Source organism: Streptomyces colonosanans, from assembly GCF_001866645.1.
GTDB classification, from domain to species: domain Bacteria; phylum Actinomycetota; class Actinomycetes; order Streptomycetales; family Streptomycetaceae; genus Streptomyces; species Streptomyces colonosanans.
The window spans coordinates 34,901-61,879 of record NZ_MLYP01000037.1 but is presented as its reverse complement, the minus strand read 5'-3'; the positions used below and the strand labels follow the sequence as shown (position 1 = coordinate 61,879).

The 26,979-nt window shown below is 69.3% G+C and carries 20 protein-coding genes; 11 read left to right on the top strand and 9 right to left on the bottom strand.

Features of this window, described 5'->3' with window-relative positions; genetic code table 11:
* The first annotated feature begins 31 nt into the window (after window positions 1–31).
* The 3 genes from BIV24_RS13640 to mshC all read left to right on the top strand — a co-directional run bounded on the left by BIV24_RS13640 (window position 32) and on the right by mshC (window position 2,769).
* Window positions 32–622, top strand: a complete 591-nt coding sequence (locus tag BIV24_RS13640) for a DUF3090 domain-containing protein (protein WP_071366545.1) — start codon at window positions 32–34, stop codon at window positions 620–622.
* A complete protein-coding gene (locus tag BIV24_RS13635) occupies window positions 586–1,404 on the top strand; it encodes an SCO1664 family protein (RefSeq protein ID WP_079168249.1) in 819 nt (272 codons plus the stop codon). Before BIV24_RS13640 ends, BIV24_RS13635 begins: the two co-directional genes overlap by 37 nt.
* Before the next feature lie 135 nt (window positions 1,405–1,539).
* Window positions 1,540–2,769 carry a cysteine--1-D-myo-inosityl 2-amino-2-deoxy-alpha-D-glucopyranoside ligase gene (mshC, locus tag BIV24_RS13630; RefSeq protein WP_071366543.1) on the top strand — a complete coding sequence of 410 codons (1,230 nt, stop codon included), beginning with the start codon at window positions 1,540–1,542 and terminating at the stop codon, window positions 2,767–2,769.
* Between the two features lie 269 nt (window positions 2,770–3,038).
* Here the strand turns inward: mshC and BIV24_RS13625 are convergent, their stop codons facing one another.
* From BIV24_RS13625 to BIV24_RS13600, 6 genes are all read right to left on the bottom strand, one after another.
* Window positions 3,039–4,013, bottom strand: coding sequence for a PAC2 family protein (locus tag BIV24_RS13625; RefSeq protein ID WP_071366542.1), 975 nt, complete (start codon window positions 4,011–4,013; stop codon window positions 3,039–3,041).
* A 130-nt stretch (window positions 4,014–4,143) separates the two neighbouring features.
* The gene (locus BIV24_RS13620; RefSeq protein WP_071366541.1) at window positions 4,144–4,863 is read right to left on the bottom strand and encodes a FadR/GntR family transcriptional regulator; all 720 of its coding nucleotides are present in this window, start codon (window positions 4,861–4,863) and stop codon (window positions 4,144–4,146) included.
* Window positions 4,864–5,049: 186 nt separating this feature from the next.
* Window positions 5,050–6,657 (bottom strand): glycerol-3-phosphate dehydrogenase/oxidase, encoded by a 1,608-nt coding sequence (locus BIV24_RS13615; RefSeq protein WP_071366540.1) that lies wholly within the window; start codon window positions 6,655–6,657, stop codon window positions 5,050–5,052.
* A 6-nt stretch (window positions 6,658–6,663) separates the two neighbouring features.
* Window positions 6,664–8,223, bottom strand: coding sequence for a glycerol kinase GlpK (gene glpK / locus BIV24_RS13610; protein ID WP_071366539.1), 1,560 nt, complete (start codon window positions 8,221–8,223; stop codon window positions 6,664–6,666).
* Between the two features lie 86 nt (window positions 8,224–8,309).
* Window positions 8,310–9,107: an MIP/aquaporin family protein gene (locus BIV24_RS13605; protein ID WP_071366538.1), complete on the bottom strand. Its 798-nt coding sequence runs from the start codon at window positions 9,105–9,107 to the stop codon at window positions 8,310–8,312.
* Window positions 9,108–9,617: 510 nt separating this feature from the next.
* Window positions 9,618–10,382, bottom strand: a complete 765-nt coding sequence (locus tag BIV24_RS13600) for an IclR family transcriptional regulator (RefSeq protein ID WP_071366537.1) — start codon at window positions 10,380–10,382, stop codon at window positions 9,618–9,620.
* Between the two features lie 270 nt (window positions 10,383–10,652).
* Here BIV24_RS13600 and metH point away from each other — a divergent pair, with 270 nt between their 5' ends.
* The 3 genes from metH (at window position 10,653) to BIV24_RS13580 (ending at window position 17,112) form a co-directional block, all read left to right on the top strand.
* Entirely contained in the window at window positions 10,653–14,177 is a 3,525-nt protein-coding gene (gene metH / locus BIV24_RS13595; RefSeq protein WP_071366536.1) for a methionine synthase, read from the top strand.
* A 209-nt stretch (window positions 14,178–14,386) separates the two neighbouring features.
* On the top strand, window positions 14,387–15,088 hold the full coding sequence (locus BIV24_RS13585) for an HAD family hydrolase (protein ID WP_071366534.1): 702 nt from the start codon (window positions 14,387–14,389) through the stop codon (window positions 15,086–15,088).
* 422 nt (window positions 15,089–15,510) lie between these two features.
* Window positions 15,511–17,112: an ABC transporter substrate-binding protein gene (locus BIV24_RS13580; RefSeq protein WP_071366533.1), complete on the top strand. Its 1,602-nt coding sequence runs from the start codon at window positions 15,511–15,513 to the stop codon at window positions 17,110–17,112.
* A gap of 261 nt (window positions 17,113–17,373) precedes the next feature.
* On the opposite strand, the gene BIV24_RS13575 is transcribed toward BIV24_RS13580, so the two are convergent.
* Both BIV24_RS13575 and BIV24_RS13570 read right to left on the bottom strand, forming a co-directional pair.
* A complete protein-coding gene (locus tag BIV24_RS13575) occupies window positions 17,374–18,045 on the bottom strand; it encodes a response regulator (protein WP_071366532.1) in 672 nt (223 codons plus the stop codon).
* A 111-nt stretch (window positions 18,046–18,156) separates the two neighbouring features.
* A complete protein-coding gene (locus tag BIV24_RS13570) occupies window positions 18,157–19,044 on the bottom strand; it encodes a RecB family exonuclease (protein WP_071366531.1) in 888 nt (295 codons plus the stop codon).
* A gap of 232 nt (window positions 19,045–19,276) precedes the next feature.
* Here BIV24_RS13570 and BIV24_RS13565 point away from each other — a divergent pair, with 232 nt between their 5' ends.
* The 3 genes from BIV24_RS13565 to BIV24_RS13555 all read left to right on the top strand — a co-directional run bounded on the left by BIV24_RS13565 (window position 19,277) and on the right by BIV24_RS13555 (window position 22,705).
* Window positions 19,277–20,881 (top strand): site-2 protease family protein, encoded by a 1,605-nt coding sequence (locus BIV24_RS13565; RefSeq protein ID WP_071366530.1) that lies wholly within the window; start codon window positions 19,277–19,279, stop codon window positions 20,879–20,881.
* A 130-nt stretch (window positions 20,882–21,011) separates the two neighbouring features.
* Window positions 21,012–21,914 carry a tRNA (adenine-N1)-methyltransferase gene (locus BIV24_RS13560; RefSeq protein ID WP_071366529.1) on the top strand — a complete coding sequence of 301 codons (903 nt, stop codon included), beginning with the start codon at window positions 21,012–21,014 and terminating at the stop codon, window positions 21,912–21,914.
* Window positions 21,915–22,129: 215 nt separating this feature from the next.
* Window positions 22,130–22,705: a hypothetical protein gene (locus tag BIV24_RS13555; RefSeq protein ID WP_071366528.1), complete on the top strand. Its 576-nt coding sequence runs from the start codon at window positions 22,130–22,132 to the stop codon at window positions 22,703–22,705.
* Between the two features lie 84 nt (window positions 22,706–22,789).
* Here BIV24_RS13555 and BIV24_RS13550 read toward each other — a convergent pair whose 3' ends face one another.
* Window positions 22,790–23,092, bottom strand: coding sequence for a ferredoxin (locus tag BIV24_RS13550; RefSeq protein ID WP_071366527.1), 303 nt, complete (start codon window positions 23,090–23,092; stop codon window positions 22,790–22,792).
* Between the two features lie 245 nt (window positions 23,093–23,337).
* On the opposite strand from BIV24_RS13550, the gene arc reads away from it, so the two are divergent.
* Together arc and dop are read left to right on the top strand one after the other, a co-directional pair.
* Window positions 23,338–25,104 carry a proteasome ATPase gene (arc, locus tag BIV24_RS13545; RefSeq protein WP_071366526.1) on the top strand — a complete coding sequence of 589 codons (1,767 nt, stop codon included), beginning with the start codon at window positions 23,338–23,340 and terminating at the stop codon, window positions 25,102–25,104.
* A 233-nt stretch (window positions 25,105–25,337) separates the two neighbouring features.
* Window positions 25,338–26,849, top strand: a complete 1,512-nt coding sequence (gene dop, locus BIV24_RS13540) for a depupylase/deamidase Dop (RefSeq protein WP_342745249.1) — start codon at window positions 25,338–25,340, stop codon at window positions 26,847–26,849.
* The last annotated feature ends 130 nt before the right edge of the window (window positions 26,850–26,979 follow it).

Genomic DNA, 26,979 nt, shown 5'->3' with positions numbered 1-26,979 from the left:
TCAGCCGGTCCCGATCCAATGGAGACAGGACGTGTCCCGTCAGGTGTTCCTCTACGACCCCCCGGACCGTTTCGTGGCCGGTACGGTCGGGCTGCCCGGGCGCCGTACCTTCTTCCTGCAGGCCTCGGCCGGACACCGGATGACCAGCGTGGCTCTGGAGAAGACCCAGGTCGCGGCGCTCGCCGAGCGCATGGACGAGCTTCTCGACGAAGTGGTGCGCCGCAGCGGCGGCAGCGCCGCCGTGCCCGCCATGGCCCCCTCGGAGATCACCGACACGGCGCCGCTGGACACCCCGATCGACGAGGAGTTCCGCGTCGGCACCATGGCCTTGGCCTGGGACGGCGACGAACAGCGCATGATCGTCGAGGCCCAGGCCCTCGTCGAGCTGGACGCGGACTCCGAGGAGGACCTCGCCGAGGCCGAGGAGCGGCTGTTGCAGGACGAGGAGAACGGCCCGCCGATGCTCCGGGTCCGGCTGACCGGCGCGCAGGCCAGGGCCTTCGCCAAACGCGCCCTCGACGTCGTCAACGCCGGGCGTCCGCCCTGCCCGCTGTGCAGCCTGCCGCTCGACCCGGAAGGACATGTATGTCCGCGCCAGAACGGATACCGCCGCGGAGCGTGACCACGGCCGAACTGCTCGCCGAAGGCGAGCTGACCGTACGCGGACGCATCCGTGACGCATCCAACGCGGCGCTGTACTGCACGGTCTCGTCCGACGGCCGGCAAGCCGCCTGCATCTACAAGCCCGTCGCCGGCGAGCGACCCCTGTGGGACTTCCCGGACGGGACGCTGGCGCAGCGCGAGGTCGCCGCGTACGAGGTGTCGGAGGCGACCGGCTGGAGTCTCGTGCCGCCCACCGTGCTGCGCGACGGGCCCTACGGCCAGGGCATGTGCCAGCTGTGGATCGAGGGGCAGCCGGACGCCGAACTGCTCGCCCTGGTGGACGCCGAGGAGCCGGAGGACGGCTGGAAGGCCGTCGGGCTCGCCGACCTCGGTGACGGCAGGACCGCTCTGCTCGTGCACGCCGACGACGAGCGGCTGCGGCGGCTCGCCGTCCTCGACGCGGTCGTCAACAACGCCGACCGCAAGGGCGGCCATCTGCTGCCCACCGAAGACGGACACCTGTACGGCATCGACCACGGAGTGACCTTCAACACCGAGAACAAGCTGCGCACGCTGCTGTGGGGGTGGGCCGGGGAGCCGCTGACGGGAGAGGCCGTCGAGGTGCTCAAAGGGCTGAAGGGAGCCCTGGAGGAGGGCGCGGCGCTGGCCGTGCGGCTGGCCGGGCTGATCACCGCGGCCGAGGTGGCGGCCACACGCGCGCGTGTGGAGGCACTGCTGGCCTGCGGGAAGTATCCGGAGCCCAGCGGGGAGTGGCCCGCGATCCCCTGGCCACCGGTGTGAGGCCACCCGGCGCCGGACGGCAGGGCAGGCCGGGAGAGCATCTGCACACCGGGAAGTGCTTTGCAAGAGCGCCTTCCCGGCCATCCGGCCCGGTCCGGTTCGTATGCGCAACTTCCCGCCGGTTAGGCTCGTGACATGCATGCCTGGCCCGCTTCCGAGGTCCCCGCCCTGCCTGGTCAGGGCCGCGACCTGAGGATCCACGACACCGCGACCGGTGGCCTGGTCCCCCTTGACCCCGGTCCCGTCGCCCGTATCTACGTCTGCGGCATCACCCCGTACGACGCGACCCACATGGGTCACGCGGCGACCTACAACGCGTTCGACCTCGTTCAGCGTGTGTGGCTGGACACCAAGCGGCAGGTGCACTACGTCCAGAACGTCACCGACGTCGACGACCCCCTCCTGGAGCGCGCCGAGCGCGACGGCGTCGACTGGGTGGCCCTCGCCGAGCGGGAGACCACCCTCTTCCGCGAGGACATGACCGCGCTGCGGCTGCTGCCCCCGAAGCACTACATAGGTGCGGTGGAGGCCATACCCGGGATCGTGCCGCTCGTCGAGCGTCTCAGGGACGCCGGGGCTGCGTACGACCTCGACGGGGACATCTACTTCTCCGTCGAGTCCGACCCGCACTTCGGCGAGGTGTCCCGCCTCGACGCCGCCGCCATGCGGTTGCTGTCCGCGGAGCGCGGCGGTGACCCGGACCGTCCGGGCAAGAAGAACCCGCTCGACCCGATGCTCTGGATGGCCGCCCGCGACGGTGAGCCCAGCTGGGACGGCGGTTCTCTGGGCCGTGGCCGGCCCGGCTGGCACATCGAGTGCGTGGCCATCGCGCTCGACCACCTGGGCATGGGCTTCGACGTCCAGGGCGGCGGCTCCGACCTCGCCTTCCCGCACCACGAGATGGGCGCCTCGCACGCGCAGGTCCTGACCGGCGAGTACCCGATGGCGAAGGCGTACGTCCACGCCGGCATGGTCGCGCTGCACGGCGAGAAGATGTCCAAGTCCAAGGGCAATCTCGTCTTCGTGTCCCAGCTCCGGCGCGACGGCGTCGACCCGGCCGCCATCCGGCTCGCGCTGCACTCCCACCACTACCGGTCCGACTGGGAGTGGACCGACCAGGTCCTGCGGGACGCCGAGGCGCGGCTCGACCGCTGGCGCTCCGCCGTCTCGCGGCCCGACGGCCCGCCCGCCGAGGCGCTCGTCGACGAGATCCGCGAGGCCCTCGCGAACGACCTGGACGCACCGGCCGCGCTCGCCGCGGTCGACCGCTGGGTCGCGCTCCAGGAGGAGAGCGGCGGCACGGACACGGGCGCGCCCGGTGTCGTCTCGCGCGCCGTGGATGCGCTGCTCGGCGTGGCCCTGTAAGCAGGGGGCCCTGTCAGCACAGGGAAGGCGGCGCCGGGCGGGTCGTACCGCGCCCGGCGCCGCTCGCCTTTGTTCGCCAGGGGGCCGGACCGTCCACCGCGAGGACCGCACCGGTGCTTGCCGTCCTCGCCCCGGTCGGCGGTGAACAGCCGCTCGCGGCTGCCGGGTTCGGGCCGCGCCGCCGCTCATGGGCTGCACCGCGACCACCCTTCGCGCGTGAACATCGCGCATGAACGCCGAGGGCGGTGCGCCGGATGCGCACCGCCCTGTCAGTCCTCCGACGAGTCCTCGTCCTCGTTTCCCGGCCGTGGCGGCTTGGGCGGTCGCGTACGGCCGCTGGGGTTGTCCCGCAGATACGAACCGCCCTCGCCGCCGTCCGCCGTGGCGTGCCCACCGGGCGGGTTGACGTCCCGCCGCCGCAGATACCGCTCGAACTCACGGGCGATCGCCTCGCCCGACGCCTCCGGCAGCTCGGCGGTGTCCCGGGCCTCCTCGAGCGTCTGGACGTACTCGGCGACCTCGCTGTCCTCCGCGGCCAGCTGGTCCACGCCCACCTGCCAGGCGCGCGTGTCCTCCGGCAGCTCGCCCAGCGGGATGCGCAGGTCGAGGAGGTCCTCCAGACGGTTGAGCAGGGCCAGCGTGGCCTTCGGGTTCGGCGGCTGGGACACGTAGTGCGGGACCGCCGCCCACAGCGAGACCGCGGGCACGCCGGCATGCGTGCACGCCTCCTGCAGGACGCCCACGATGCCCGTGGGGCCCTCGTACTTGGTCTCCTCCAGGTCCATCCGGTGGGCCAGGTCCGGGTCGGACGTGGTCCCGCTGATCGGGACCGGACGCGTGTGCGGGGTGTCACCGAGCAGGGCACCCAGGATCACCACCAGTTCCACGCCCAGTTCGTGGGCGAAGCCCAGCAGCTCGTTGCAGAACGAACGCCAGCGCATCGACGGCTCGATGCCGCGGACCAGCACCAGGTCACGGGGCTTGTCGCCGCCGACGCGGACCACCGAGAGCCGGGTCGTGGGCCAGGTGATCTTACGGACCCCGGCCTCCATGAACACTGTGGGGCGGTTCACCTGGAAGTCGTAGTAGTCCTCGGCGTCCAGCGCCGCGAACACCTCGCCCTTCCATTCCCTGTCCAGATGCGCGACCGCGGTGGAGGCGGCGTCGCCGGCATCGTTCCAGCCCTCGAACGCGGCCACCATGACCGGGTCGATCAGCTCGGGAACCCCCTCGAGCTCGATCACCCAGCGCCTCCTTCCGACGTGCCCTCGCGTACGTCCCAACCTTACGGCGTGCGACGGGGGCGACCGCAGCCCCCTTGCACGGGGGAGTGAACGGATGACTGCCCCGTGCGGGGCAGCCGAACACCCAAGATCATGCCCCGGTCTCAGGCCCTCGGACGCGCCACACCTCCGAGGGGTCAGAGGGGGGCGAGCGCAGCCACTGCTCCACGGACGCGATGTGCACGGTCGCCCAGGAACGGGCCGCCTCCGCGTCACGGTCACGCAGGGCGCCCAGGATCGCCCGGTGCTCGTACAGGGTGCGGCTGACCGCGTCCTCCCGGGTCGGGCCGCGCCGGATCCCGGCCCGGGTGGTGGGCCCGGACAAGCCCTCGAGCAGGGAGCACAGCACCGAGTTACCGGAATTCCGCGCGATGCCCCGGTGGAACTCGAGGTCGCAGGCGATGAGTTCCTCCACGGACGGTTCCGGGCCCAGCTCGTCCAACCGCGCCGCCAGCGCGTCCAGTTGCCGCTCGCTGATCCGTGAGGCCGCCAGCGCCGTCGCGGCCGGCTCCAGGATGCGGCGCACCGCGAGGAACTCCAGCGCGGTGTCGTCGCGGTGGAAGTCGACGACGAAGTTCAGCGCCTCCAGCAGGAGTTGGGGATCGAGGCTCGTCACATACGTGCCGTCGCCCTGCCGTACGTCCAGGATGCGGAACAGCGCCAGGGCGCGCACGGCCTCGCGCAGGGAGTTGCGGGACAGCCCCAGCTCGGCGGCGAGTTGGCTCTCCTTGGGCAGGCGGCCGCCGGGGCGCAGCACACCGGAGACGATCATCCCTTTGATCTTCTCGATCGCCTCGTCCGTGACCGTCATGGCGTGCCCGCCTCCCTGATGCTCAGACATCCGATGTCTCGGCGTCATTATGGAGGCCCAGCGGGCGGAACGGGGAGGGGACGCACGAGGGCGACCTCCATGCCCGCTCCGGCGTGCGTACGCGGTGTGGCAGCGCAGAAGGGGCGGTCTCCCCCCGCGGAAAGCCGCCCCTGGGTCCGGTCGGACCTACTTCGTGTCCAGCAGGTCCTGCACCTTGCCGCGCACCTCGTCCGTGGCCAGGCCGCGGATCGTCAGCGTGGTGCGGCGGCGCAGCACATCGTCCGCCGTCTCGGCCCACTCGTGGTCCCGGGCGTAGACGACCTGCGCCCAGATCTCCGGGGCGTCCGGGTGGACGCGCTCGCCCAGCTCAGGGTTCTCGTTGGCCAGCCGCGCGATGTCGAAGGCCAGCGAACCGTAGTGGGTGGCCAGGTGCTTGGCGGTGTCGGGCGCCATGCGCGGGCCGGGAGCCGGCCCATCGACGACCAGTCGGTGGGCGACCGCGCGCGGGTTGGCGATGCCGGGCAGCGGCAGCTTCCGCGGCAGCTTGGAGACCGGCTCGAAGTCGTCGCCGAGCGGGTGGCCCGGCAGGGACTCCAGCTTCTTCATGACCGTACGGCCGATGTGCCGGAAGGTGGTCCACTTACCGCCCGCGACGGACAGCATGCCGCCCCTGCCCTCGGTGACGACGGTCTCGCGCTTGGCCTTGGCGGTGTCGCCGGGGCCGCCGGGCAGCACCCGCAGACCGGCGAAGGCGTATGTGATCAGGTCACGGTCGAGCTGCTGGTCGCGGACGGAGAAGGCGGCCTCGTCGAGGATCTGGGTGATGTCCTTCTCGGTCACCGCGACCTGGGCCGGGTCGCCCTCGTACTCCTCGTCGGTCGTACCGAGCAGCAGCATGTCCTCCCAGGGGAGAGCGAAGGTGATGCGGTACTTGTCGATCGGCGTCGCGAGCGCGGCCTTCCACGGGGAGGTGCGCTTGAGGACCAGGTGCGCACCCTTGGACAGGCGTATGGACGGCGCCGCGTTCGGGTCCTCCATCCGGCGCAGGTGGTCGACCCACGGGCCGGTCGCGTTCAGCACCAGCCGTGCGTCGACGCCGAACTCGTCTCCGGAGACCCGGTCCTTCAGCTCGGCACCGGTCACCCGGCCCCGGGTGAAGCGCAGCCCGGTGACCTCGGCGTGGTTGAGGACGACCGCGCCGGACTCGACGGCCGCGCGGACCGTCATCAGCGCCATGCGCGCGTCGTTCATCTGGTCGTCGCCGTAGACGGCCACGGCCTTCAGGTTCTCGGTGCGCAGTTCCGGCACGTCCTGCTGCGCCCGGGCGGGCGAGAGCAGATGGCCGACGCCGTCACCGAACGCCGACAGCGCGGAGTAGGCGAAGACGCCCGCTCCGAGCTTCGCCGCGCCGTGCGGCCCGCCCTTGTACACGGGGAGGTAGAACGTGAGCGGGTTCGCCAGGTGGGGGGCCACCAGACGGGAGACCGCACGGCGCTCGAAGTGGTTCTCCGCCACCAGCTTCACCGCGCCGGTCTGCAGATAGCGCAGACCGCCGTGGAGCAGCTTGGAGGAGGCGGAGGAGGTGGCGCCGGCGAAGTCGCCGGCGTCCACCAGCGCCACCCGCAGGCCCGACTGCGCGGCATGCCAGGCAGTGGAGATGCCCAGGATTCCGCCGCCGATCACGAGGAGGTCGTAGGTCGCCTTGGACAGCTGCTCCCGGGTCTCGGCACGGCTCGGGTTGGAGCCGCGGGCCGGGTGCGTCCCAAGAGCCGGGACACTCTGCAGGGTGGTCATCGCTGATTACTCCTCGTGCTCGATCCAGCCCATGGTCCGCTCGACGGCCTTGAGCCAGTTCTTGTACTCACGGTCGCGGGTCTCCGCGTCCATGTGGGGGGTCCATTCGGCGGCCCGGCGCCAGTTGGCGCGCAGATCGTCGGTGCTGGTCCAGAAGCCGACGGCGAGACCGGCGGCGTAGGCGGCGCCGAGGCAGGTGGTCTCGGCGACCATCGGGCGCACCACCGGCGCGTCCAGGAAGTCCGAGAGCGTCTGCATCAGCAGGTTGTTGGAGGTCATGCCGCCATCGACCTTGAGGGCCGCGAGCTCGACGCCCGAGTCCTTGGTCATGGCGTCCGTGATCTCACGGGTCTGCCAGGCGGTGGCCTCCAGGACGGCGCGCGCGAGGTGCGCCTTGGTCACGTACCGGGTCAGACCGGCGATCACACCGCGGGCGTCGGAGCGCCAGTACGGGGCGAACAGGCCGGAGAAGGCGGGCACGAAGTAGGCGCCGCCGTTGTCCTCGACCGACAGGGCGAGCGTCTCGATCTCGGCCGCGGTCTTGATCAGGCCCATCTGGTCGCGCATCCACTGCACCAGGGAGCCGGTGACCGCGATGGAACCTTCCAGGGCGTAGACCGGCTTCTGGCCGCCGATCTGGTAGCCGACGGTGGTCAGCAGGCCCGAGTAGGAGTTGATGATCTTCTCACCGGTGTTCATCAGCATGAAGGTGCCGGTGCCGTAGGTGGACTTGGCCTCGCCTTCGGAGAAGCAGGTCTGGCCGAACAGGGCCGCCTGCTGGTCGCCGAGCGCGGAGGCGACCGGGATGCCGCCGAGCAGCTCGCCGAGGCGCCCGCCGGTGATCTCGCCGTAGACCTCGGCGGAGGACCGGATCTGAGGCAGCATCGTCTGCGGGACACCGACGGACTCGCAGATGCGGTCGTCCCACTGCATGGTGTTCAGGTTCATCAGCAGGGTGCGGGAGGCGTTGGTCACGTCGGTGACGTGGTGGCCTCCGTCGACACCGCCGGTCAGGTTCCAGATGACCCAGGTGTCCATCGTGCCGAAGAGGATGTCGCCCGCCTCGGCGCGCTCGCGCAGCCCCTCGACGTTGTCGAGCAGCCAGCGGGCCTTCGGGCCGGCGAAGTACGAGGCCAGCGGCAGGCCGGTCTCGCGGCGGAAGCGGTCCTGGCCGACGTTGCGACCGAGTTCCTTGCACAGCGCGTCGGTGCGGGTGTCCTGCCAGACGATGGCGTTGTGGACGGGCTCACCGGTGTTCTTGTCCCACAGCACGGTGGTCTCGCGCTGGTTGGTGATGCCGATCGCCTTGATGTCGTCCCGCGTGATGCCGGCCTTCTCGATGGCTCCGGCGACGACCTCCTGGACGTTGGTCCAGATCTCGGTGGCGTCGTGCTCGACCCAGCCCGGCTTCGGGAAGATCTGCTCGTGCTCCTTCTGGTCGACGGAGACGATGCGGCCGTCCCGGTCGAAGACGATGCAGCGCGAAGAGGTCGTGCCCTGGTCGATGGCGGCGATGAACGGCCCGTGGCCGTGGGAAGCGATGCCGGCGGTGTGTGCGTCGGTCACGGTGTGCTCCTGGGATTCCGTGGGTATGAGGGGCGGCTGGTACGGCGCGATGCTGTCGGGCGATGTCTGGGGAGAGCTCGCTCGGCTCACGCGAAAGCGACGTTGTAGATGCCTGCGGCGATCGCCCCGCCGACCAGCGGGCCGACGACCGGGATCCAGGCGTAGCCCCAGTCGGAACCGCCCTTGTTGGGCAGGGGAAGGAGGGCGTGCACGATACGCGGGCCGAGGTCACGTGCCGGGTTGATGGCGTAGCCGGTCGGGCCGCCCAGGGACAGACCGATCGAGACGACCACGAGCGCGGTGATCAGGGCGCCGAGGATGCCGAGACCGTTGCCCTTGTCGTTGAGGCCCTGCGTGAGGACCGCCAGCACCAGCACGACCGTGCCGATGATCTCCGTGGCGAGGTTCTGCGCGACGTTGCGGATCTCGGGACCGGTCGAGAAGACGCCGAGCACGGGGCCGGCCGCGGCCTCCCGCGCCTCAGCGGCCTTGGCGACCTTGGTGTCCTGTGCGCCCGGACCGCCGACGATCTCCCGGTCGGTGAGGTGGGCGTGGAACTGGCCGTAGTAGGTGACCCAGACCAGGGCCGCACCGATCATGGCGCCGAGGACTTGTCCGCCCCAATAGACCGGGACGTTCTTCCAGTCGCCGTCCTTGATGGCGATCGCGAGTGTCACCGCCGGATTGAGGTGGGCACCGGAGAGTGGTGCGGACGTGTAGACCGCCGTCATGACGGCGAAACCCCAACCGAACGCAATGGCGAGCCAGCCGGCGTTACGGGCCTTGGAGGCCTTCAGCGTCACCGCGGCGCAGACGCCGCCGCCGAGCAGGATGAGTATGGCGGTACCGATGGTCTCGCCGATGAAGATGTCGGAGCTGGACACCCGCGACTCCTTTGTCCTTCGTCCAGGGGAAGGCGAACCCCGGGTCCCTCCGGTGGTCCGCGCCCTCGGGGTGAGGGCGATGCCGGCCCTTGGCGTTGTCACACTCTAACGCGTATTACCGGTAGGTGTTCGACAATGCCGACCGTCGGACGGGAGTCTCGCTCCCGTTTCACCAGGTCGTCAAGAGTTCTGTTATCGAATGCACGATCGTTACTGATCGCTCCGAGTCATCAATCTCGGTGCGGGTGCGCCCCGTGTACGAGGAGGTGCGTTTCGTGGTCGCGCAGCGTTGCCGGAAGGCTGCCCGCGTGGGGGCGTGATACACGCCGGTGCGCGGGCAGGCGGAAAGGCCGGTACGACGGTGACGTACCGGCCGCGGTCACGCGAGCCCCATGGGGTGCACGGACGGGGGCTCCTGCCGTTCCCGGTCCTCTGGCCGTGCCCGGTCCGTACCGGCCCTCGGCCATGCCCGACCCTCGGCTTGACCCCGATCTCCCGGTAGTGCGGGGCTCAGAACCGCCCGGCGCCCAGGTCCCGTGACACCGCGCGGGCGCAGTCGCGGACCGCCGCGACCAGTTCATGGCGCAGCTCCCCGTCCCGGCACACCCGCTCCACCGCGCCGGTGATCCCCACCGCGCCCACCGGCATCCGCCGCCGGTCGTGGATGGGGGCGGCGATCGAGGCCACGCCGGTCCAGGTCTCCTCGACGTCGGCCGCGTAGCCACGCGCGCGCGTGATGTCGAGGATGTGCTCGAAGCCGTCCAGGTCACAGACCGTCCGGTCGGTGAACGCCGGCCGGTCGGCCTCCAGCGCCTCGCTGTGCGCGACCGGGTCGTACGCCGACAGCACCTTGCCCAGGGCTGTGGAATGCAGCGGCTGCATGGCCCCGATCTCAAGCACCTGCCGGCTGTCGTCGGGCCGGAAGACATGGTGCACGATCAGCACGCCCTGCTGGTGCAGCACCCCCAGATAGACGCTCTCGCCGCTGGAGCGGGCCAGATCGTCCGTCCACACCAGGGCGCGCGCCCGAAGTTCGTGCACGTCGAGGTAGGTGGTCCCCAGGCGCAGGAGTTCGGCGCCGAGCTGATAGCGGCCCGAGGCCGGGTCCTGCTCGACGAACCCCTCCTGCTGGAGCGTGCGGAGTATGCCGTGGGCCGTGCCCTTGGCGAGGCCCAGTGACGAGGCGATGTCCGACAGGCCGAGCCGCCGCTCGCCGCCGGCGAGCAGTCGCAGCATCGCGGCCGCCCGCTCGAGCGACTGGATGTTCCGTGCCATCGCCGTCCTGCCCTCCGTCCCCTTCCGCCGTCAGACGACGGTCGCACACCGTCGTTCGGCAATGTCGAACACTACCTGCCGTCGTCGACCTCCCGTTAATGGGTGGTCGCCACCCGGCCCGCCGGAATCCCCCCACAGCACACGGGCCACGCCCGTCCCACCCCGCGGACTCACCTGACCGTACTGCCCCGCCCCGGGCTACCCTGTGCGGGTGCGTCTTCCACGGGAAGCGCAAAGCCGACAGCCGTCGCACCCCAGGGAGCATCTTCCATGGCCTCGTTGCCGAACCCGTCCCTTTCGTCCGCCTGCACCGACAGCCGGACCCGAACCGAAACCCTCCGGGAAGCCTTCGCCACCCGTGTCGTCGTGGCCGACGGCGCGATGGGCACGATGCTCCAGGCCCAGGATCCGACACTGGAGGACTTCCAGGGACTCGAGGGCTGCAACGAGATTCTGAACCTCACCCGCCCCGACATCGTCCGCTCCGTCCACGAGGCGTACTTCTCGGTGGGCGTCGACTGCGTCGAGACGAACACGTTCGGTGCGAACCACGCGGCCATGGCCGAGTACGAGATCGCCGACCGCGTGTACGAACTGTCCGAGGCGGGTGCCCGGATCGCCCGCGAGGCCGCGGACGGGTTCGCCGCCGGCGACGGCCGGCAGCGCTGGGTACTCGGCTCCATGGGCCCCGGCACCAAGCTCCCCACCCTCGGCCACGTCGGCTACGCCACGATCCGCGACGGCTTCCAGGCCAACGCGGAGGGCCTGCTCGCCGGCGGCGCGGACGCGCTGATCGTCGAGACCACCCAGGACCTGCTGCAGACGAAGGCGTCCGTCCTGGGCGCCCGGCGCGCGATGGAGGCCACCGGCATCGTCGTGCCCCTGCTGTGCTCGATGGCGTTCGAGACCACGGGCACGATGCTGCTGGGCTCCGAGATCGGCGCCGCGCTGACCGCGCTGGAACCGCTCGGCATCGACATGATCGGCCTGAACTGCTCGACGGGCCCGGCGGAGATGAGCGAGCACCTGCGCTACCTCACGCGCCACTCCCGCATCCCGCTGCTGTGCATGCCGAACGCGGGCCTGCCCGTCCTCACCAAGGACGGCGCGCACTTCCCGCTCGGCCCCGAGGGACTGGCCGACGCCCAGGAGAACTTCGTCCGCGACTACGGCCTCTCCCTCGTCGGCGGCTGCTGCGGCACCACCCCCGAGCACCTGCGCCAGGTCGTCGAGCGCGTCCGCGACCTCACCCCCACCGAGCGCCACCCGCAGCCCGAGCCCGGCGCCGCCTCCCTCTACCAGACCGTGCCCTTCCGTCAGGACACCGCGTACCTGGCGATCGGAGAGCGCACCAACGCCAACGGTTCGAAGAAGTTCCGTGAGGCCATGCTGGGCGGCCGCTGGGACGACTGCGTGGAGATGGCCCGCGAGCAGATCCGCGAGGGCGCGCACATGCTCGACCTGTGCATCGACTACGTGGGCCGTGACGGCGTCGCCGACATGGAGGAACTGGCCGGCCGCTTCGCCACCGCCTCCACCCTGCCGATCGTGCTGGACTCCACCGAGGTCGACGTCATCCGGGCCGGACTGGAGAAGCTCGGCGGCCGCGCCGTCATCAACTCCGTCAACTACGAGGACGGAGACGGCCCCGACTCCCGCTTCGCGAAGGTCACCCACCTCGCGAAGGAGCACGGCGCCGCACTCATCGCGCTCACCATCGACGAGGAGGGTCAGGCCCGCACCCCGGAGAAAAAAGTGGAGATCGCCGAGCGGCTGATCGCCGACCTCACCGGGAACTGGGGCATCCACGAGGGGGACATCCTCGTCGACACCCTGACCTTCACCATCTGCACCGGTCAGGAGGAGTCCCGCAAGGACGGCATCGCCACCATCGAGGCGATCCGCGAGCTGAAGAAGCGGCACCCGGGCGTGCAGACCACGCTGGGCCTGTCGAACATCTCCTTCGGCCTCAACCCGGCCGCCCGCATCCTGCTCAACTCCGTCTTCCTCGACGAATGCGTCAAGGCCGGACTCGACTCCGCCATCGTCCACGCCTCGAAGATCCTGCCGATCGCCCGGTTCGACGACGAGCAGGTCACCACCGCCCTCGACCTGATCTACGACCGCCGCGGCGAGGACTACGACCCGCTGCAGAAGCTCATGGCGCTGTTCGAGGGCGCCACCGCCAAGTCCCTGAAGGCCGGCAAGGCCGAGGAGCTGGCCGCCCTCCCGCTGGCGGAGCGCCTGAAGCGGCGGATCATCGACGGCGAGAAGAACGGCCTGGAGCAGGACCTGGACAAAGCACTTGAGGAACGCCCCGCCCTGGACATCGTCAACGAGACACTGCTGGACGGCATGAAGGTCGTCGGCGAACTGTTCGGCTCCGGCCAGATGCAGCTGCCGTTCGTACTCCAGTCCGCCGAGGTCATGAAGACCGCGGTCGCCTACCTCGAACCGCACATGGAGAAGTCCGACGACTCCGGCAAGGGCACCATCGTCCTGGCCACCGTGCGCGGCGACGTCCACGACATCGGCAAGAACCTCGTCGACATCATCCTGTCCAACAACGGCTACAACGTCGTCAACCTCGGCATCAAGCAGCCCGTCTCCGCGATCCTGGAGGCCGCCGAGGAACAGAACGCCGACGTCATCGGCATGTCCGGGCTCCTCGTCAAGTCCACGGTGATCATGAAGGAGAACCTGGAGGAGCTCAACCAGCGCAAGCTGGCGGCCACCTACCCGGTCATCCTCGGCGGCGCCGCACTCACCCGCGCCTATGTCGAACAGGACCTGCACGAGATCTACGAGGGCGAAGTCCGCTACGCCCGCGACGCGTTCGAGGGCCTGCACCTGATGGACGCGCTGATCGGACTCAAGCGCGGCGTGCCCGGGGCGAAGCTGCCCGAACTCAAGCAGCGCCGGGTGCGGGCGGCCACGGTCGAGATCGAGGAACGGCCCGAGGAAGGCCACGTCCGTTCCGACGTCGCCACCGACAACCCCGTCCCCGCACCGCCGTTCTGGGGCACCCGCGTCATCAAGGGCATCCCGCTCAAGGAGTACGCGAGCTGGCTGGACGAGGGCGCGCTGTTCAAGGGCCAGTGGGGCCTCAAGCAGGCCCGCACCGGCAACGGGCCGACCTACGAAGAACTGGTCGAGACCGAGGGCAGGCCCCGGCTGCGCGGTCTGCTGGACAGGCTCCAGACCGACAACCTCCTCGAAGCAGCCGTCGTCTACGGCTACTTCCCGTGCGTGTCCAAGGACGACGACCTGATCATCCTGGACGAACAGGGCAACGAACGCACTCGGTTCACCTTCCCGCGCCAGCGCCGCGGCCGCCGGCTGTGCCTGGCCGACTTCTTCCGCCCCGAGGAGTCGGGAGAAAGGGACGTCGTCGGCTTCCAGGTCGTCACCGTCGGCTCGAAGATCGGCGAGGAGACCGGACGGCTCTTCACGTCGAACTCCTACCGCGACTACCTCGAACTGCACGGCCTGTCCGTCCAGTTGGCCGAGGCACTGGCCGAGTACTGGCACGCGCGCGTGCGCTGTGAACTGGGCTTCGCGGGCGAGGACCCGGCCGGCATCGAGGACATGTTCGCCCTCAAATACCGCGGTGCCCGCTTCTCGCTCGGCTACGGCGCCTGCCCCGACCTCGAGGACCGCGCCAAGATCGCCCGGCTGCTCGAACCGGAGCGGATCGGCGTCCACCTCTCCGAGGAGTTCCAGCTCCACCCGGAGCAGTCCACGGACGCCATCGTGATCCACCACCCGGAGGCCAAGTACTTCAACGCCCGCTGAAGCCGTCATCCGGCGCAGCCTCCCGGACCGCCGGGGCCGCGCCACGAAGGCCTCTGGTGCGCCCGAAGCCCTTCCCCCAGGCCCGCGGGCGCGTCGCTCCCGCGCCGAGAGGCACTTTGCTCACGACGGTCGTAAACTGATCGGTCCACCGCAGGCCGGTTCCCTGTCCGGGAACCGGCCTGGCCGTCCCCTCAAGGAGGTACGCCCGGATGACCACCACGGTCCCCGCCCTCGGCACCCACACGGGCGAAGGCTCAGCCCTGCAGGCCGTACTCCTCGACATGGACGGCACCCTGGTGGATACCGAAGGGTTCTGGTGGGACGTCGAGGTCGAGGTCTTCGCCGGCCTCGGCCACACCCTCGACCCGTCCTGGCGCCACGTCGTGGTCGGCGGCCCCATGACGCGCAGCGCGGGGTTCCTCATCGAGGCCACCGGGGCCGACATCAGGCTCGACGAGCTCACCCTGCTGCTCAACGACGGCTTCGAGGACCGCATCGGCCGCACACTGCCCCTGATGCCGGGTGCCGCCCGGCTGCTGGCCGAACTGGCGGCGCACGAGATCCCCACGGCCCTGGTCTCCGCCTCGCACCGGCGCATCATCGACCGCGTCCTGACCTCCCTCGGCCCGCAGTACTTCGCGCTGACCGTCGCGGGCGACGAAGTGGAACGCACCAAGCCGTTCCCCGACCCGTACCTGCTGGCCGCATCGGGCCTCGGCGCGGATCCCGGCCGCTGCGCCGTCATCGAGGACACCACGACCGGCGTCGCGGCCGCCGAAGCCGCCGGCTGCCGGGTGGTCGCCGTGCCGTCGGTCGCCCCCATCGCCCCGGCCGCCAGCCGCACCGTCGTGACGTCACTCGAAGAGGTCGACCTGCCTTTTCTCCGCGGATTGATGACGGAAATGCGCTAGGTGTTCACCCAGCGTGCACCTCGAATGGGCGGATTTACCGAGGGCCGCCCAAGCCGAATGAATTGACATCCGCCGTATGGCCGAATTCCGGTACGTCATAACCGAGTTGATACCGTGACGTTGATCACACGCAAGAGGGTCGACGGCGTGCCCGGCGTGTGCCGTTCCCGCCCAAATCGGACAGGCCTGGTGTGCCCTTGTGTCCCGATTGGTGGAACGCTGCACGAATCCTTCCCCGATCGGTTTTCCGGTGCGTCCGCGACCGGCTTCGCAGCGTGATGGGAGCTCAACTCCGGTAGCGGTGAGCCCTTGTGCAGGTGCGGACTAATCTCGTCGCGAGAACATCGCCACATCCCCGTGAATCCGTCGCACCACCCATGCCTGCCGGGTACACGGACTCGATAGCTCTGGAGAAATCGAGCATGAACCGCAAGACCTTGGTGCTGCCGGCCGTCGTCGGTCTGCTCACCCCCGTCCTCGCTGCCTGCGGTGGCTCCGACAGTGGGGGCAAGAGCGGTGACGCCATCGTCGTCGGCACCACCGACCGGTTCACCGCCTCCAGCGACGCCCCCGCGCCGTTCGACCCGGCGTACACGTACGATTCCGGCTGGAACGTCCTCCGTCAGGTCGTGCAGACGCTGATGGTCCAGCCCCGCGGTGGCGGTGACCCCGAACCCGAGGCCGCCGAGGACTGCCACTTCACCGACAAGGGCAACGAGCGCTACGCCTGCAAGCTCCGCAAGGGCCTGCAGTTCTCCAACGGCGACCCGCTGACCGCGGCCGACGTGAAGTTCTCCATCGACCGCGCCATCGCCATCAACGACGACAGCGGTGTCGCCGGCCTGCTGTCCACCGTGGACACCGTCGAGACGCAGGGCGACAACGAGGTCATCTTCCACCTGAAGACCGCGGACGCCACCTTCCCGTTCAAGCTGTCCACACCGGTCGCCGGCATCCTCAACTCCAAGCAGTACGAGAAGAAGAAGCTGCGCGAGGGCTTCCAGGTCGACGGCTCCGGCCCGTACACGATGCAGGCCGAAGTCAAGAACAACGAAGTAACCAAGATCACGTTCACCAAGAACCCCCACTACAAGGGCCTGCTCACCCCGAAGAACGACAAGGCGGTGATGGAGTCCTTCAGCGACGCCGCCGCCATGAGTACCGCCCTCGACAAGGGTGACATCGACGTCATGGCGCGTACCCTGACGCCCGATCAGATCAACGAGCTCCAGAACAACACCACCGGCAACGTCAACCTGGTCGAGATGCCAGGCCTCGGAATCCGCTATCTGGGCTTCAAGACCGACGCGCCGACGGTGAAGAACAAGGCCGTCCGCCAGGCCATGGCGCAGCTCATCGACCGCGACGAGCTGGTCTCCAAGGTGTACGGCTCCCAGGCCCAGAGCCTGTACTCGCTCGTCCCGGCCACCATCACCGGCCACTCCAACTCGTTCTTCAACAAGTACGGCAACCCGAGCGTGGACCAGGCCCGCACGCTGCTGGCCCAAGCGAACATCACCACCCCGGTGAAGATGACGCTGCACTACACGACCGACCACTACGGCGCGGCCACCGCCAAGGAGTTCGAGGTGCTGAAGAAGCAGCTCAACGACAGCGGACTGTTCGACGTCAGCATCGAGGGCACCGCCTGGGACAAGTTCCGCCCGGCCGAACTGAAGGGCCAGTACGACGTCTTCGGCATGGGCTGGTTCCCGGACTTCCCGGACGCGGACAACTTCCTCTCGCCGTTCTTCGGCAAGGACAACTTCCTCAACCTGCCGTACGCCAACAGCGAGATCCGCAACACCCTGATCCCTCAGTCCCAGCGCGAGGCCGACCGGCTCACCGCATCGAAGAGCATCGCTGACATCCAGGACAAAATCGCCGAGGATGTGCCGATCCTCCCGCTGTGGCAGGGCAAGCAGTACATCGCCGCCCGCGACGACGTCATGGGCAGCGAATACGCCATGAGCACCTCGTCCGATCTGCAGCTCTGGGAGCTCAGCCGCGGTGTGAGCGGCTGACCGGGCACGCTCCAGACCCCCGGCGCCACCCGGCCCGGGGGTCTTCGCCGTGGTCCGCCCCGCCCACCGTGGACGCCCGCACGACCCCGGCACCCCCTCGCCGGAAGCCGAACACACGGCACCAGCACGCCGCGGCACCCACACAGACGCCCTGTGAACGGACAGGCTCCCGCGGAACGCAGGCCACACGAACGCGAAGGGCGCCCCCTCACAAGAAGGAGACGCTCTCACCGGCTGCCCGGCCCGCCGGGCGGCAAGGCACTACTGCGAGCCAGGGCGCACCAGTCCGCTCTCGTACGCATACACCGCCGCCTGCACCCGGTCCCGCAGCCCCAGCTTCGTCAGGACATGACCCACATGCGTCTTGACCGTGGTCTCACTGACGAACAGATCGGCGGCGATCTCGGCGTTCGACAACCCGCGCGCCACCAGCTTCAGCACCTCCACCTCGCGCTCGGTGAGCGTGTGCAGCGTGTCCGGAACCGGCTCGTCCCCGGACGGCAGATGCACCGCGTACTTGTCGAGCAGCCGACGCGTGATGCTCGGCGCCAGCAACGCCTCACCCGCGGCGACCACCCGGATCGCCTGCACCAACTCGTTGGCCGGGGCGTCCTTGAGGAGAAAACCGCTGGCACCGGCGCGCAGCGCCTCCACCACATACTCGTCAAGGTCGAAAGTGGTCAGCACCAGCACCTTGGCCGGACCGTCCCGCCCCGGCCCCGTGATCTGCCGGGTCGCCTCCACCCCGTCCATCCGGGGCATGCGGATGTCCATCAACACCACATCGGGCTGCAAGGCACGCACCTGGTCGAGGGCCTGGAGGCCGTCTCCGGCCTCGCCGACGACCGCGATGTCCTGCTCGGCCTCCAGAATCATCCGGAAGCCTGTGCGCAGCAGCGGCTGGTCGTCGACCAGTAGGACACGGATGGCCACGTAAGTCTCCTTCGCTAGTCCGGCCCCATTCTGCCCTGCTCGCCGCCGCCCGACTCCGGCACCCTGACCGACAGCCGCCGCCCCCTGCCGCAGGCACCCCTCAAACGAAGATCAATCCCTCGCACTCCCCGCCTCACGCCCGTCAGCCGATCGCACCGACAGTGGATACGGCGGGGGAGTGCCACCGAACTCCGGGCAGACCGCCTGATGGTCGCACCAACCACACAGCTTCGTGGGCCGCGGACGCCAGTCACCCGTCTCCGTCGCCGACAAGATCGCCTCCCACAACGCGAGCAGCTTGCGCTCGACACGCTCCAGATCGGCAAGCACCGGATCGTACGTCAGCACATCACCACTGCCGAGATACACCAGCTGCAACCGCCGCGGCACGACCTTCTTCAGCCGCCACACCACCAGCGCATAGAACTTCATCTGGAACAGCGCGCCCTCCGCGTACTCGGGCCGGGGCGCCTTGCCCGTCTTGTAGTCGACGATCCGCACCTCACCCGTCGACGCGACATCGACACGGTCGATGATCCCGCGCAGCTTCAGCCCGGACTCCAACTCCGCCTCGACGAACAACTCACGCTCAGCCGGCTCAAGACGCGTCGGATCCTCCAGCGTGAACCAGCGCTCGACCAGATGCTCCGCCTCACCCAGCCAGCGCGCCAGCCGCTCACCACCCGGATCATCCGCGAACAGCTCCACCACCTCGGGCCTGCTCTCCCGCAGCCGATCCCACTGCCCCGGCACCAACGACCTGGCACGCGAAGCGGTCCGCTCGGCCGCCGGCGCATCGAAGAGCCGCTCCAGCACCGCATGCACCAAGGTGCCCCGAGTCGCCGCCTCACTCGGCTTCTCCGGCAGCCTGTCGATCACCCGGAACCGGTAGAGCAGCGGACACTGCATGAAATCGCCGGCGCGCGAGGGCGACAACGACGCCGGAGGCACGGCGGCCGGGGTGGACGGCCCGGCCGCGCCGTCGGTGCTGGTTTCCATGACCACAGACCTTACGACCCGCCACTGACAGTGACACACCCGCTCCCCGGCCATGCACCACAAGACCGGAACCACCGATACCAGGGCAACCCGCGCGACGGCACGGACAACCGAGCCGAAAACAGAAGGGGTGCCGGGGCGGAACACGACGCGACGGCCGCATACCATCGACCACAAACCCTCCCACCCGATACGACCGGGGCCGGGGAGACGCTTAGATCGAGGGGACAGTGTGGACGAGAGCGGCGGGAGCGGACAGCCGCGCACCGGCAACGACGGTGCGACCGGCCACGAGGAAGCCCCCACGGCACGGACCGCCGACACCGCAGCCCCCCAGGAGCAGCGGAAACGCACCGAAGCCCGGACGGCACCGGCCGACGACAGCACGCGTGAGCCCACGGCCGCAGGCGACAACCCAACAGCGTCGCCAGGCGACGCACCCACCCAGGCTGCCGCCCCCCAGACCGATCCCGGCTCCGCCCCACCCGCCACCGCGGACCCGTCACCCCAGCCGCAGAGCACACAAACACAGCCGGCCGACACACGCGGCGACACCGGACCGGAACCGCACACCGAGCAGCCCAAGGCCACGCCCACCCACGACCACCCCGGCACCCCCACACCCGCCCGCACCCTGGCCCACGCCGACACCCCGAGCCAGAGCCGCCCCCCGCAACCCCCGAAGGAGCCCGGCGGCGGCATCCTCATGGGCCGCCCCTTCGGCGTACCCGTCTACGTCGCACCCAGCTGGTTCCTCGTCGCCGCCCTCATCACCTGGGTATTCGGCGGCCAGCTCGACCGCGTACTACCCGAACTCGGCGCCGCCCGCTACCTCGTCTCCCTCTTCTTCGCCGTCGCCTTCTACGCCTCCGTCCTCGTCCACGAACTCGCCCACACCGTCGCCGCCCTCCGCTTCAAACTGCCGGTGCGCCGCATCCAGCTCCAGTTCTTCGGCGGCGTCTCCGAGATCGAGAAGGAAGCCGAAACCCCAGGCCGGGAATTCATCCTCGCCTTCGTCGGCCCCCTGCTCTCCCTCATCCTCGCCGGGATCTTCTACCTCGCCCTGCAGCCCGTCGAACCAGACACCGTCCCCGGCGTCCTCCTGGCCGGCCTCATGATCTCCAACCTCATCGTGGCCATCTTCAACCTGCTCCCCGGACTGCCCCTCGACGGCGGCCGCATGCTCCGCGCCATCGTCTGGAAGATCACCGGAAGGCCCATGACCGGCACCACCGCCGCCGCCTGGGTCGGCCGCGCCCTCGCCATCTCCGTCCTCATCGGCCTCCCCCTGCTCACCCAGTCCGACGCCCTCGGCTCCGCCCCCCAGGACAACGTCGGCATGGACACCATCACCGACGCCCTGCTCGCCGCCATCCTCGCCGCGATCATCTGGACCGGCGCCGGCAACAGCCTGCGCATGGCACGCCTGCGCGAACACCTCCCCGAACTACGCGCCCGCGCGCTCACCCGCCGCGCCGTCCCCGTCGAGACCGACACCCCCCTCTCCGAAGCACTGCGCCGCGCCAACGAGGTCGGCGCCCGCGCCCTCGTCGTCGTCGACGCCCACGGCGAACCTCTCTCACTCGTCCGCGAGGCCGCCATCGTCGGCGTACCGGAACACCGCCGTCCCTGGGTCACCGTCAGCGGCCTCGCCCAGGAACTCACCGACGGCATGCGCGTCTCCGCAGAACTCGCCGGCGAAGACCTCCTCGACGCCCTACGCGCCACCCCCGCCACCGAATACCTGGTCATCGAAGACACCGGCGAGATCTACGGTGTCCTGTCCGCCACAGACGTGGAACGCGCCTTCGTCAAAGCCATGGCCCGCCCCAGCTGACCACCCCTCCCCCCAACCGTTCGCCTCCAGAGCACACCAGCCACCGCCGCGGAGACGAACGCACACACCCCTCGAGCCCCCGCACCCCCGAGTGGTCGGCGACCCTCCCGGCTGCCGGTAGGCTGGTCACATGTCCGAACCGACCGGTGCCGCCCGCAGGCGCGGGCCCTTCAAGGTCGGGGACCAGGTTCAGCTGACCGACCCCAAGGGCCGCCACTACACGTTCACGCTCGAAGCCGGGAAGAACTTCCACACCCACAAGGGTTCCTTCCCGCACGACGAACTGATCGGCGCACCCGAGGGCAGCGTTGTCCGCACCACCGGGAACGTCGCCTACCTCGCGCTGCGCCCCCTGCTCCCCGACTACGTCCTGTCCATGCCCCGCGGGGCAGCCGTCGTCTACCCCAAGGACGCCGGACAGATCCTCGCCTTCGCCGACATCTTCCCCGGCGCACGCGTCGTCGAGGCCGGCGTCGGCTCCGGCTCGCTCAGCAGCTTCCTGCTGCGCGCCATCGGCGACCAGGGCATGCTCCACAGCTACGAGCGCCGCGCCGACTTCGCCGAGATCGCACAGGCGAACGTCGAGCGCTACTTCGGCGGCCCCCACCCCGCCTGGCAGCTCACCGTCGGCGATCTTCAGGACAACCTGAGCGACACCGACGTCGACCGCGTCATCCTCGACATGCTCGCCCCCTGGGAATGCCTCGAGGCCGTCTCCAAGGCACTCGTCCCCGGCGGCATCCTGTGCTGCTACGTGGCGACCACCACCCAGCTCGCCCGGACCGTCGAGTCCATCCGCGAGATCGGCTGCTTCAACGAGCCGACCGCCTGGGAGACGATGATCCGCAACTGGCACATCGAAGGCCTGGCCGTCCGCCCCGGCCACCGCATGATCGGCCACACCGGCTTCCTCCTGACCGCCCGCCGCCTCGCCGACGGCGTCGAACCGCCCATGCGCCGCCGCCGGCCCGCCAAGGGCGCCTACGGCGAGGACTACGCCGGCCCCAACGCCGACGGAGGCGCCGGCCGCTGAAACGGCCCGCACCCCCACCAACCCACAGGCGCCGTGGCCGAGTTCCCCCCGACACCGGGGAACTCGACCACGGCGCTCACACGTTGAAACACCGGCGCGCCACCGACCCTGACGCGCCGCCAGTAGCGCGGACCCCACCGTTCCCCCGCACTGTGACGTGTGGCACGATGCGGGACACCTCCACCGGCACAGCCCTCACAGGAGACACCTCTCTCGTGCAGCACCCCGCCGTCCCGGAACTCGCCCACACCACCACCCGACCCATCCACTGGATCGTCACGGCCGCCGCCGTCTCCGGCCTGATAGCCCTGTCCTCCGCACTGCAGCCCGGCTCCGCGACAGCGGCCCAGCCTCCCACCGAAGCCAAGACGGCCCCCGCCACGACGACGCCCCCCGACCCCGCCAGAGCCGACATCCCCCTCGACTGCGGCCCCGTCAAGGTCATCGTCGAGAAGAAGGCCACCGGCGACCTGGACGGCGACGGCCGCCCCGAAACCGTGGCCGTAGCCCACTGCGACGCCGGCATGGGCACCCCGCCCGACGGCGTCTACGTCCTCACCCAGGCCGCGGACTCCTCCAAGCCCCGCGTCGTCGCCACCCTCGTCGACCCCAAGGACCGCCTCACCATCACCGACTTCGCCGTCCGCGACGCGGCGGTCACCGCCACCCTCCTCGGCTACTCCTCGTCCGACGTACCGAGTTGCTGCCCCGACACGAAGACCCCCGCCAAGTGGCAGTGGAAGGGAGGCGCGTTCATCCGCTCCACACCCTCCGGCACCCAGGCCGTGTGACCCCGCACACCACGCCCCCGGCGCCCGGCACACACGACCGCCGGGACACACAACCGACACACATGGCGTGGAGTGGTCGTACGATCACTCCACGTCGGGGCCGTAGACCTCCACCCCGTCCGCGATCCGACGCACATGAATGCACTCCCCGGGGCACTCCCGCACCGAGTCGACCACATCCGTGAGAAGCGGCAGCGGTACGGGCGTTGTGGCTCCGCTCGCCTGCAGAAGCTCCTCGTCCGGACCCTTCACATAAGCCAGGCCGTCGATGTCCAGCTCGAAAACCTCGGGCGCGTACTGGGCACAGATGCCGTCGCCGGTACACAGATCCTGGTCGATCCAGACCTCCAGCGCCTCGCCGTCGATTCCGGCCTGCTGCACGGTCATCTCTCCTGCCGATTCCTGCGCGGAGCGGCCCGGGAATCGGGCCAGCTCTGACGGGTGTTGAACACTTCGACCCTACCTTCGGCCGCTTCCCAATCATGTTCGGTGGGTATTCCCCTGGCGTGAGGGAGAGCGCAAGGGTGAAGATCGGACACACCCCGACAGTCTTTGTGATCTAGGGGTTTCAATCGGCACCCGCCCAGGTAGGGTCTGGAAGCGTCCAGCTCCCCTTGGAGGAGGTGAGGACCGTGGCAGCCCACGACGACGACATGAACCGCGGCATCCGCCCGGGACGAGGGTCCGAAGACCCGGCCGGGCAGATCGCCTACCTTGAGCAGGAGATCGCCGTCCTGCGACGCAAGCTCGCCGACTCTCCGCGACACACGAGGATTCTCGAAGAGCGGATCGTCGAGCTGCAGACCAACCTGGCCGGCGTGTCCGCACAGAACGAGCGACTCGCCAACACACTCCGTGAGGCCCGCGACCAGATCGTGGCCCTCAAAGAAGAAGTCGACCGCCTCGCCCAGCCACCCGCCGGCTTCGGCGTCTTCCTGGAGGCGAACGAGGACGGCACAGCCGACATCTTCACCGGAGGCCGCAAGCTCAGGGTGAACGTCAGCCCCAGCGTGGAGATCGACGAGCTCCGCCGCGGCCAGGAAGTCATGCTCAACGAAGCGCTCAACGTGGTCGAAGCCATGGAGTTCGAGCGAGTCGGGGACATCGTCACCCTCAAGGAAGTCCTCGAGGACGGCGAACGCGCCCTGGTGCTCGGGCACACCGACGAGGAACGGGTGGTACGGCTCGCCGAGCCGCTGCTGGACGTCACCATCCGCCCCGGCGACGCCCTCCTGCTCGAATCCCGCTCCGGCTACGTCTACGAAGTCGTACCCAAGAGCGAAGTCGAGGAACTCGTCCTCGAAGAGGTACCCGACATCGGCTACGAAGCGATCGGCGGCCTCGCCGGCCAGATCGAAGCCATCCGCGACGCGGTCGAGCTCCCCTACCTCTACCCCGACCTGTTCAAGGAGCACGAACTGCGGCCGCCCAAGGGCGTCCTGCTGTACGGGCCCCCAGGATGCGGCAAGACACTCATCGCCAAGGCCGTCGCCAACTCACTGGCCAAGAAGGTCGCCGAAGTCACCGGCCAGGCCGCCAGCAAGAGCTTCTTCCTCAACATCAAGGGCCCCGAGCTCCTCAACAAGTACGTCGGCGAGACCGAGCGACAGATCCGCCTCATCTTCCAGCGCGCCCGCGAGAAGGCCAGCGAAGGCACCCCCGTCATCGTCTTCTTCGACGAGATGGAGTCCCTGTTCCGCACCCGCGGATCCGGCGTCAGCTCGGACGTGGAGAACACCATCGTCCCCCAGCTGCTCGCCGAGATCGACGGCGTCGAAGGCCTCCAGAACGTGGTGGTCATCGGCGCCTCCAACCGCGAGGACATGATCGACCCCGCCATCCTGAGGCCCGGCCGACTCGATGTGAAGATCAAGATCGAACGTCCGGACGCCGAAGCGGCCAAGGACATCTTCGGGAAGTACCTCACCGAAAACCTCCCCCTGCACGCCGACGACGTCAGCGAGCACGGAGGCGACAAGGCCGCCACCGTCCACGGCATGATCCAGACCGCCGTGGAGCAGATGTACGCCGAATCCGACGAGAACCGCTTCCTGGAAGTCACCTACGCCAACGGCGACAAGGAAGTCCTCTACTTCAAGGACTTCAACTCCGGCGCAATGATCGAAAACATCGTCGGACGCGCCAAAAAAATGGCGATCAAGGACTTCCTCGAACACAGCCAGAAAGGCCTCAGGGTCTCCCACCTCCTCCAAGCATGCGTGGACGAGTTCAAGGAGAACGAGGACCTGCCCAACACCACCAACCCCGACGACTGGGCCCGGATCTCCGGAAAGAAGGGCGAACGGATCGTCTACATCCGTACCCTCATCACCGGAAAGCAGGGCGCGGACACCGGACGCTCCATCGATACGGTGGCGAACACCGGTCAGTACCTGTAAAACGCAGGGCGGCTGCGGGTACCCACACCGGGTACCGCAGCCGTCCGCTTTTCGGGCCACGGCCGGAGCAAGGCAATAAGGCAAATGATCTCCCCACCAGCGCAAAGGCGTTCTAGGCTCTTTCGTACCGCCGTGTCGCGCCGTGCGGGGACGGGCACCGCACGCGCACCGAAGCACCGGCGGTACTCGAGCGCCGCCCCCGACCGAGGGCGCCGCCTGGCAAGGAGGGCCGCATGACCGTACGGCGAGTAATGGGCATCGAGACGGAGTACGGCATCTCCGTCCCCGGCCACCCGAACGCCAATGCCATGCTCACCTCATCCCAGATCGTCAACGCCTACGCGGCGGCGATGCACCGGGCCCGCCGGGCCCGCTGGGACTTCGAGGAGGAGAACCCTCTGCGGGACGCACGAGGCTTCGACCTCGCCCGCGAGACCGCCGACGCCAGCCAGCTCACGGACGAGGACATCGGCCTGGCCAACGTGATCCTCACCAACGGCGCACGACTCTACGTCGACCACGCACACCCCGAATACAGCGCACCCGAGGTCACTAACCCGCGCGACGCCGTCCTCTGGGACAAGGCCGGCGAGCGCATCATGGCCGAGGCCGCGGAACGAGCCGCCCAGCTCCCGGGCGCCCAGCCGATCCACCTCTACAAGAACAACACCGACAACAAAGGCGCCTCCTACGGCACCCACGAGAACTACCTGATGAAGCGGGAGACCCCCTTCTCGGACATCGTGCGGCACCTCACCCCGTTCTTCGTCTCCCGCCCCGTCTTCGCCGGCGCGGGCCGCGTCGGCATCGGCCAGGACGGGCACGAACACGGCTTCCAGCTCAGCCAGCGCGCCGACTACTTCGAAGTCGAGGTGGGCCTCGAAACAACGCTCAAGCGCCCCATCATCAACACCCGCGACGAGCCGCACGCCGACGCCGAGAAGTACCGCCGCCTCCACGTGATCATCGGCGACGCGAACCTCTCGGAGATCTCGACCTACCTGAAGCTGGGCACCACCGCACTCGTCCTCTCCATGATCGAGGACGGCTTCATCGCCGTCGACCTCGCCGTCGACCAGCCCGTACGCACCCTCCACCAGGTCTCCCACGACCCCGGCCTCAAGCGCCTGATCACCCTCCGCAGCGGCCGGACACTCACCGCGGTCCAGCTCCAGATGGAGTACTACGAACTCTCACGCAAATACATCGAGGAGCGCTACGGCGCCGACGTCGACGAACAGACCAAGGACGTCCTGACCCGCTGGGAGGACACCCTCAACCGCCTGGAGAGGGACCCCATGAGCCTCGCCGGCGAACTGGACTGGGTCGCCAAACGAGAACTCATGGAGGGCTACCGGCGCCGCGACGACCTCGACTGGGACGCCGCCCGGCTGCATCTCGTCGACCTCCAGTACGCCGACGTACGCGCCGAGAAGGGCCTCTACAACCGGCTGGTCGCCCGCGGCCGCATCAAGCGCCTTCTGGACGAGAACGACGTCGAGCGGGCCTGCACCAAGCCGCCGGAGGACACCCGCGCATACTTCCGCGGCCGCTGCCTGGAGCAGTACGCGGACGACGTCGCGGCGGCGTCCTGGGACTCGGTGATCTTCGACCTGCCGGGCCGGGACTCCCTGCAACGCGTCCCAACCCTCGAACCCCTTCGCGGAACGCGTAATCACGTCAAGGAACTGCTGGACCGCTGCCGCACCGCGGAGGACCTGGTCAGAGTTCTCTCGGGCGGCTGAGCAGAAGTACGGGCCGGTCGGACCGGGGGTGTAAAACCCGGCGACCGGGAATCATCGAGATGGTCCCCGTACGTTGGAGTAACTGCGGGGCCGATGTCGGACCGGGCGAGTAGGGTCTGATCATCACCGA

What these genes read in the sequence shown, in the direction of transcription:
- BIV24_RS13635 (WP_079168249.1), top strand. Translation starts at nt 586, where the DNA reads ATGTCCGCGCCAGAACGGATACCGCCGCGGAGCGTGACCACGGCCGAA.
- mshC (WP_071366543.1), top strand. Translation starts at nt 1,540, where the DNA reads ATGCATGCCTGGCCCGCTTCCGAGGTCCCCGCCCTGCCTGGTCAGGGC.
- BIV24_RS13620 (WP_071366541.1), bottom strand. Translation starts at nt 4,863, where the DNA reads ATGACGGTCACGGACGAGGCGATCGAGAAGATCAAAGGGATGATCGTC.
- BIV24_RS13615 (WP_071366540.1), bottom strand. Translation starts at nt 6,657, where the DNA reads ATGACCACCCTGCAGAGTGTCCCGGCTCTTGGGACGCACCCGGCCCGC.
- BIV24_RS13600 (WP_071366537.1), bottom strand. Translation starts at nt 10,382, where the DNA reads ATGGCACGGAACATCCAGTCGCTCGAGCGGGCGGCCGCGATGCTGCGA.
- metH (WP_071366536.1), top strand. Translation starts at nt 10,653, where the DNA reads ATGGCCTCGTTGCCGAACCCGTCCCTTTCGTCCGCCTGCACCGACAGC.
- BIV24_RS13585 (WP_071366534.1), top strand. Translation starts at nt 14,387, where the DNA reads ATGACCACCACGGTCCCCGCCCTCGGCACCCACACGGGCGAAGGCTCA.
- BIV24_RS13580 (WP_071366533.1), top strand. Translation starts at nt 15,511, where the DNA reads ATGAACCGCAAGACCTTGGTGCTGCCGGCCGTCGTCGGTCTGCTCACC.
- BIV24_RS13570 (WP_071366531.1), bottom strand. Translation starts at nt 19,044, where the DNA reads ATGGAAACCAGCACCGACGGCGCGGCCGGGCCGTCCACCCCGGCCGCC.
- BIV24_RS13560 (WP_071366529.1), top strand. Translation starts at nt 21,012, where the DNA reads ATGTCCGAACCGACCGGTGCCGCCCGCAGGCGCGGGCCCTTCAAGGTC.
- BIV24_RS13550 (WP_071366527.1), bottom strand. Translation starts at nt 23,092, where the DNA reads ATGACCGTGCAGCAGGCCGGAATCGACGGCGAGGCGCTGGAGGTCTGG.
- dop (WP_342745249.1), top strand. Translation starts at nt 25,338, where the DNA reads ATGACCGTACGGCGAGTAATGGGCATCGAGACGGAGTACGGCATCTCC.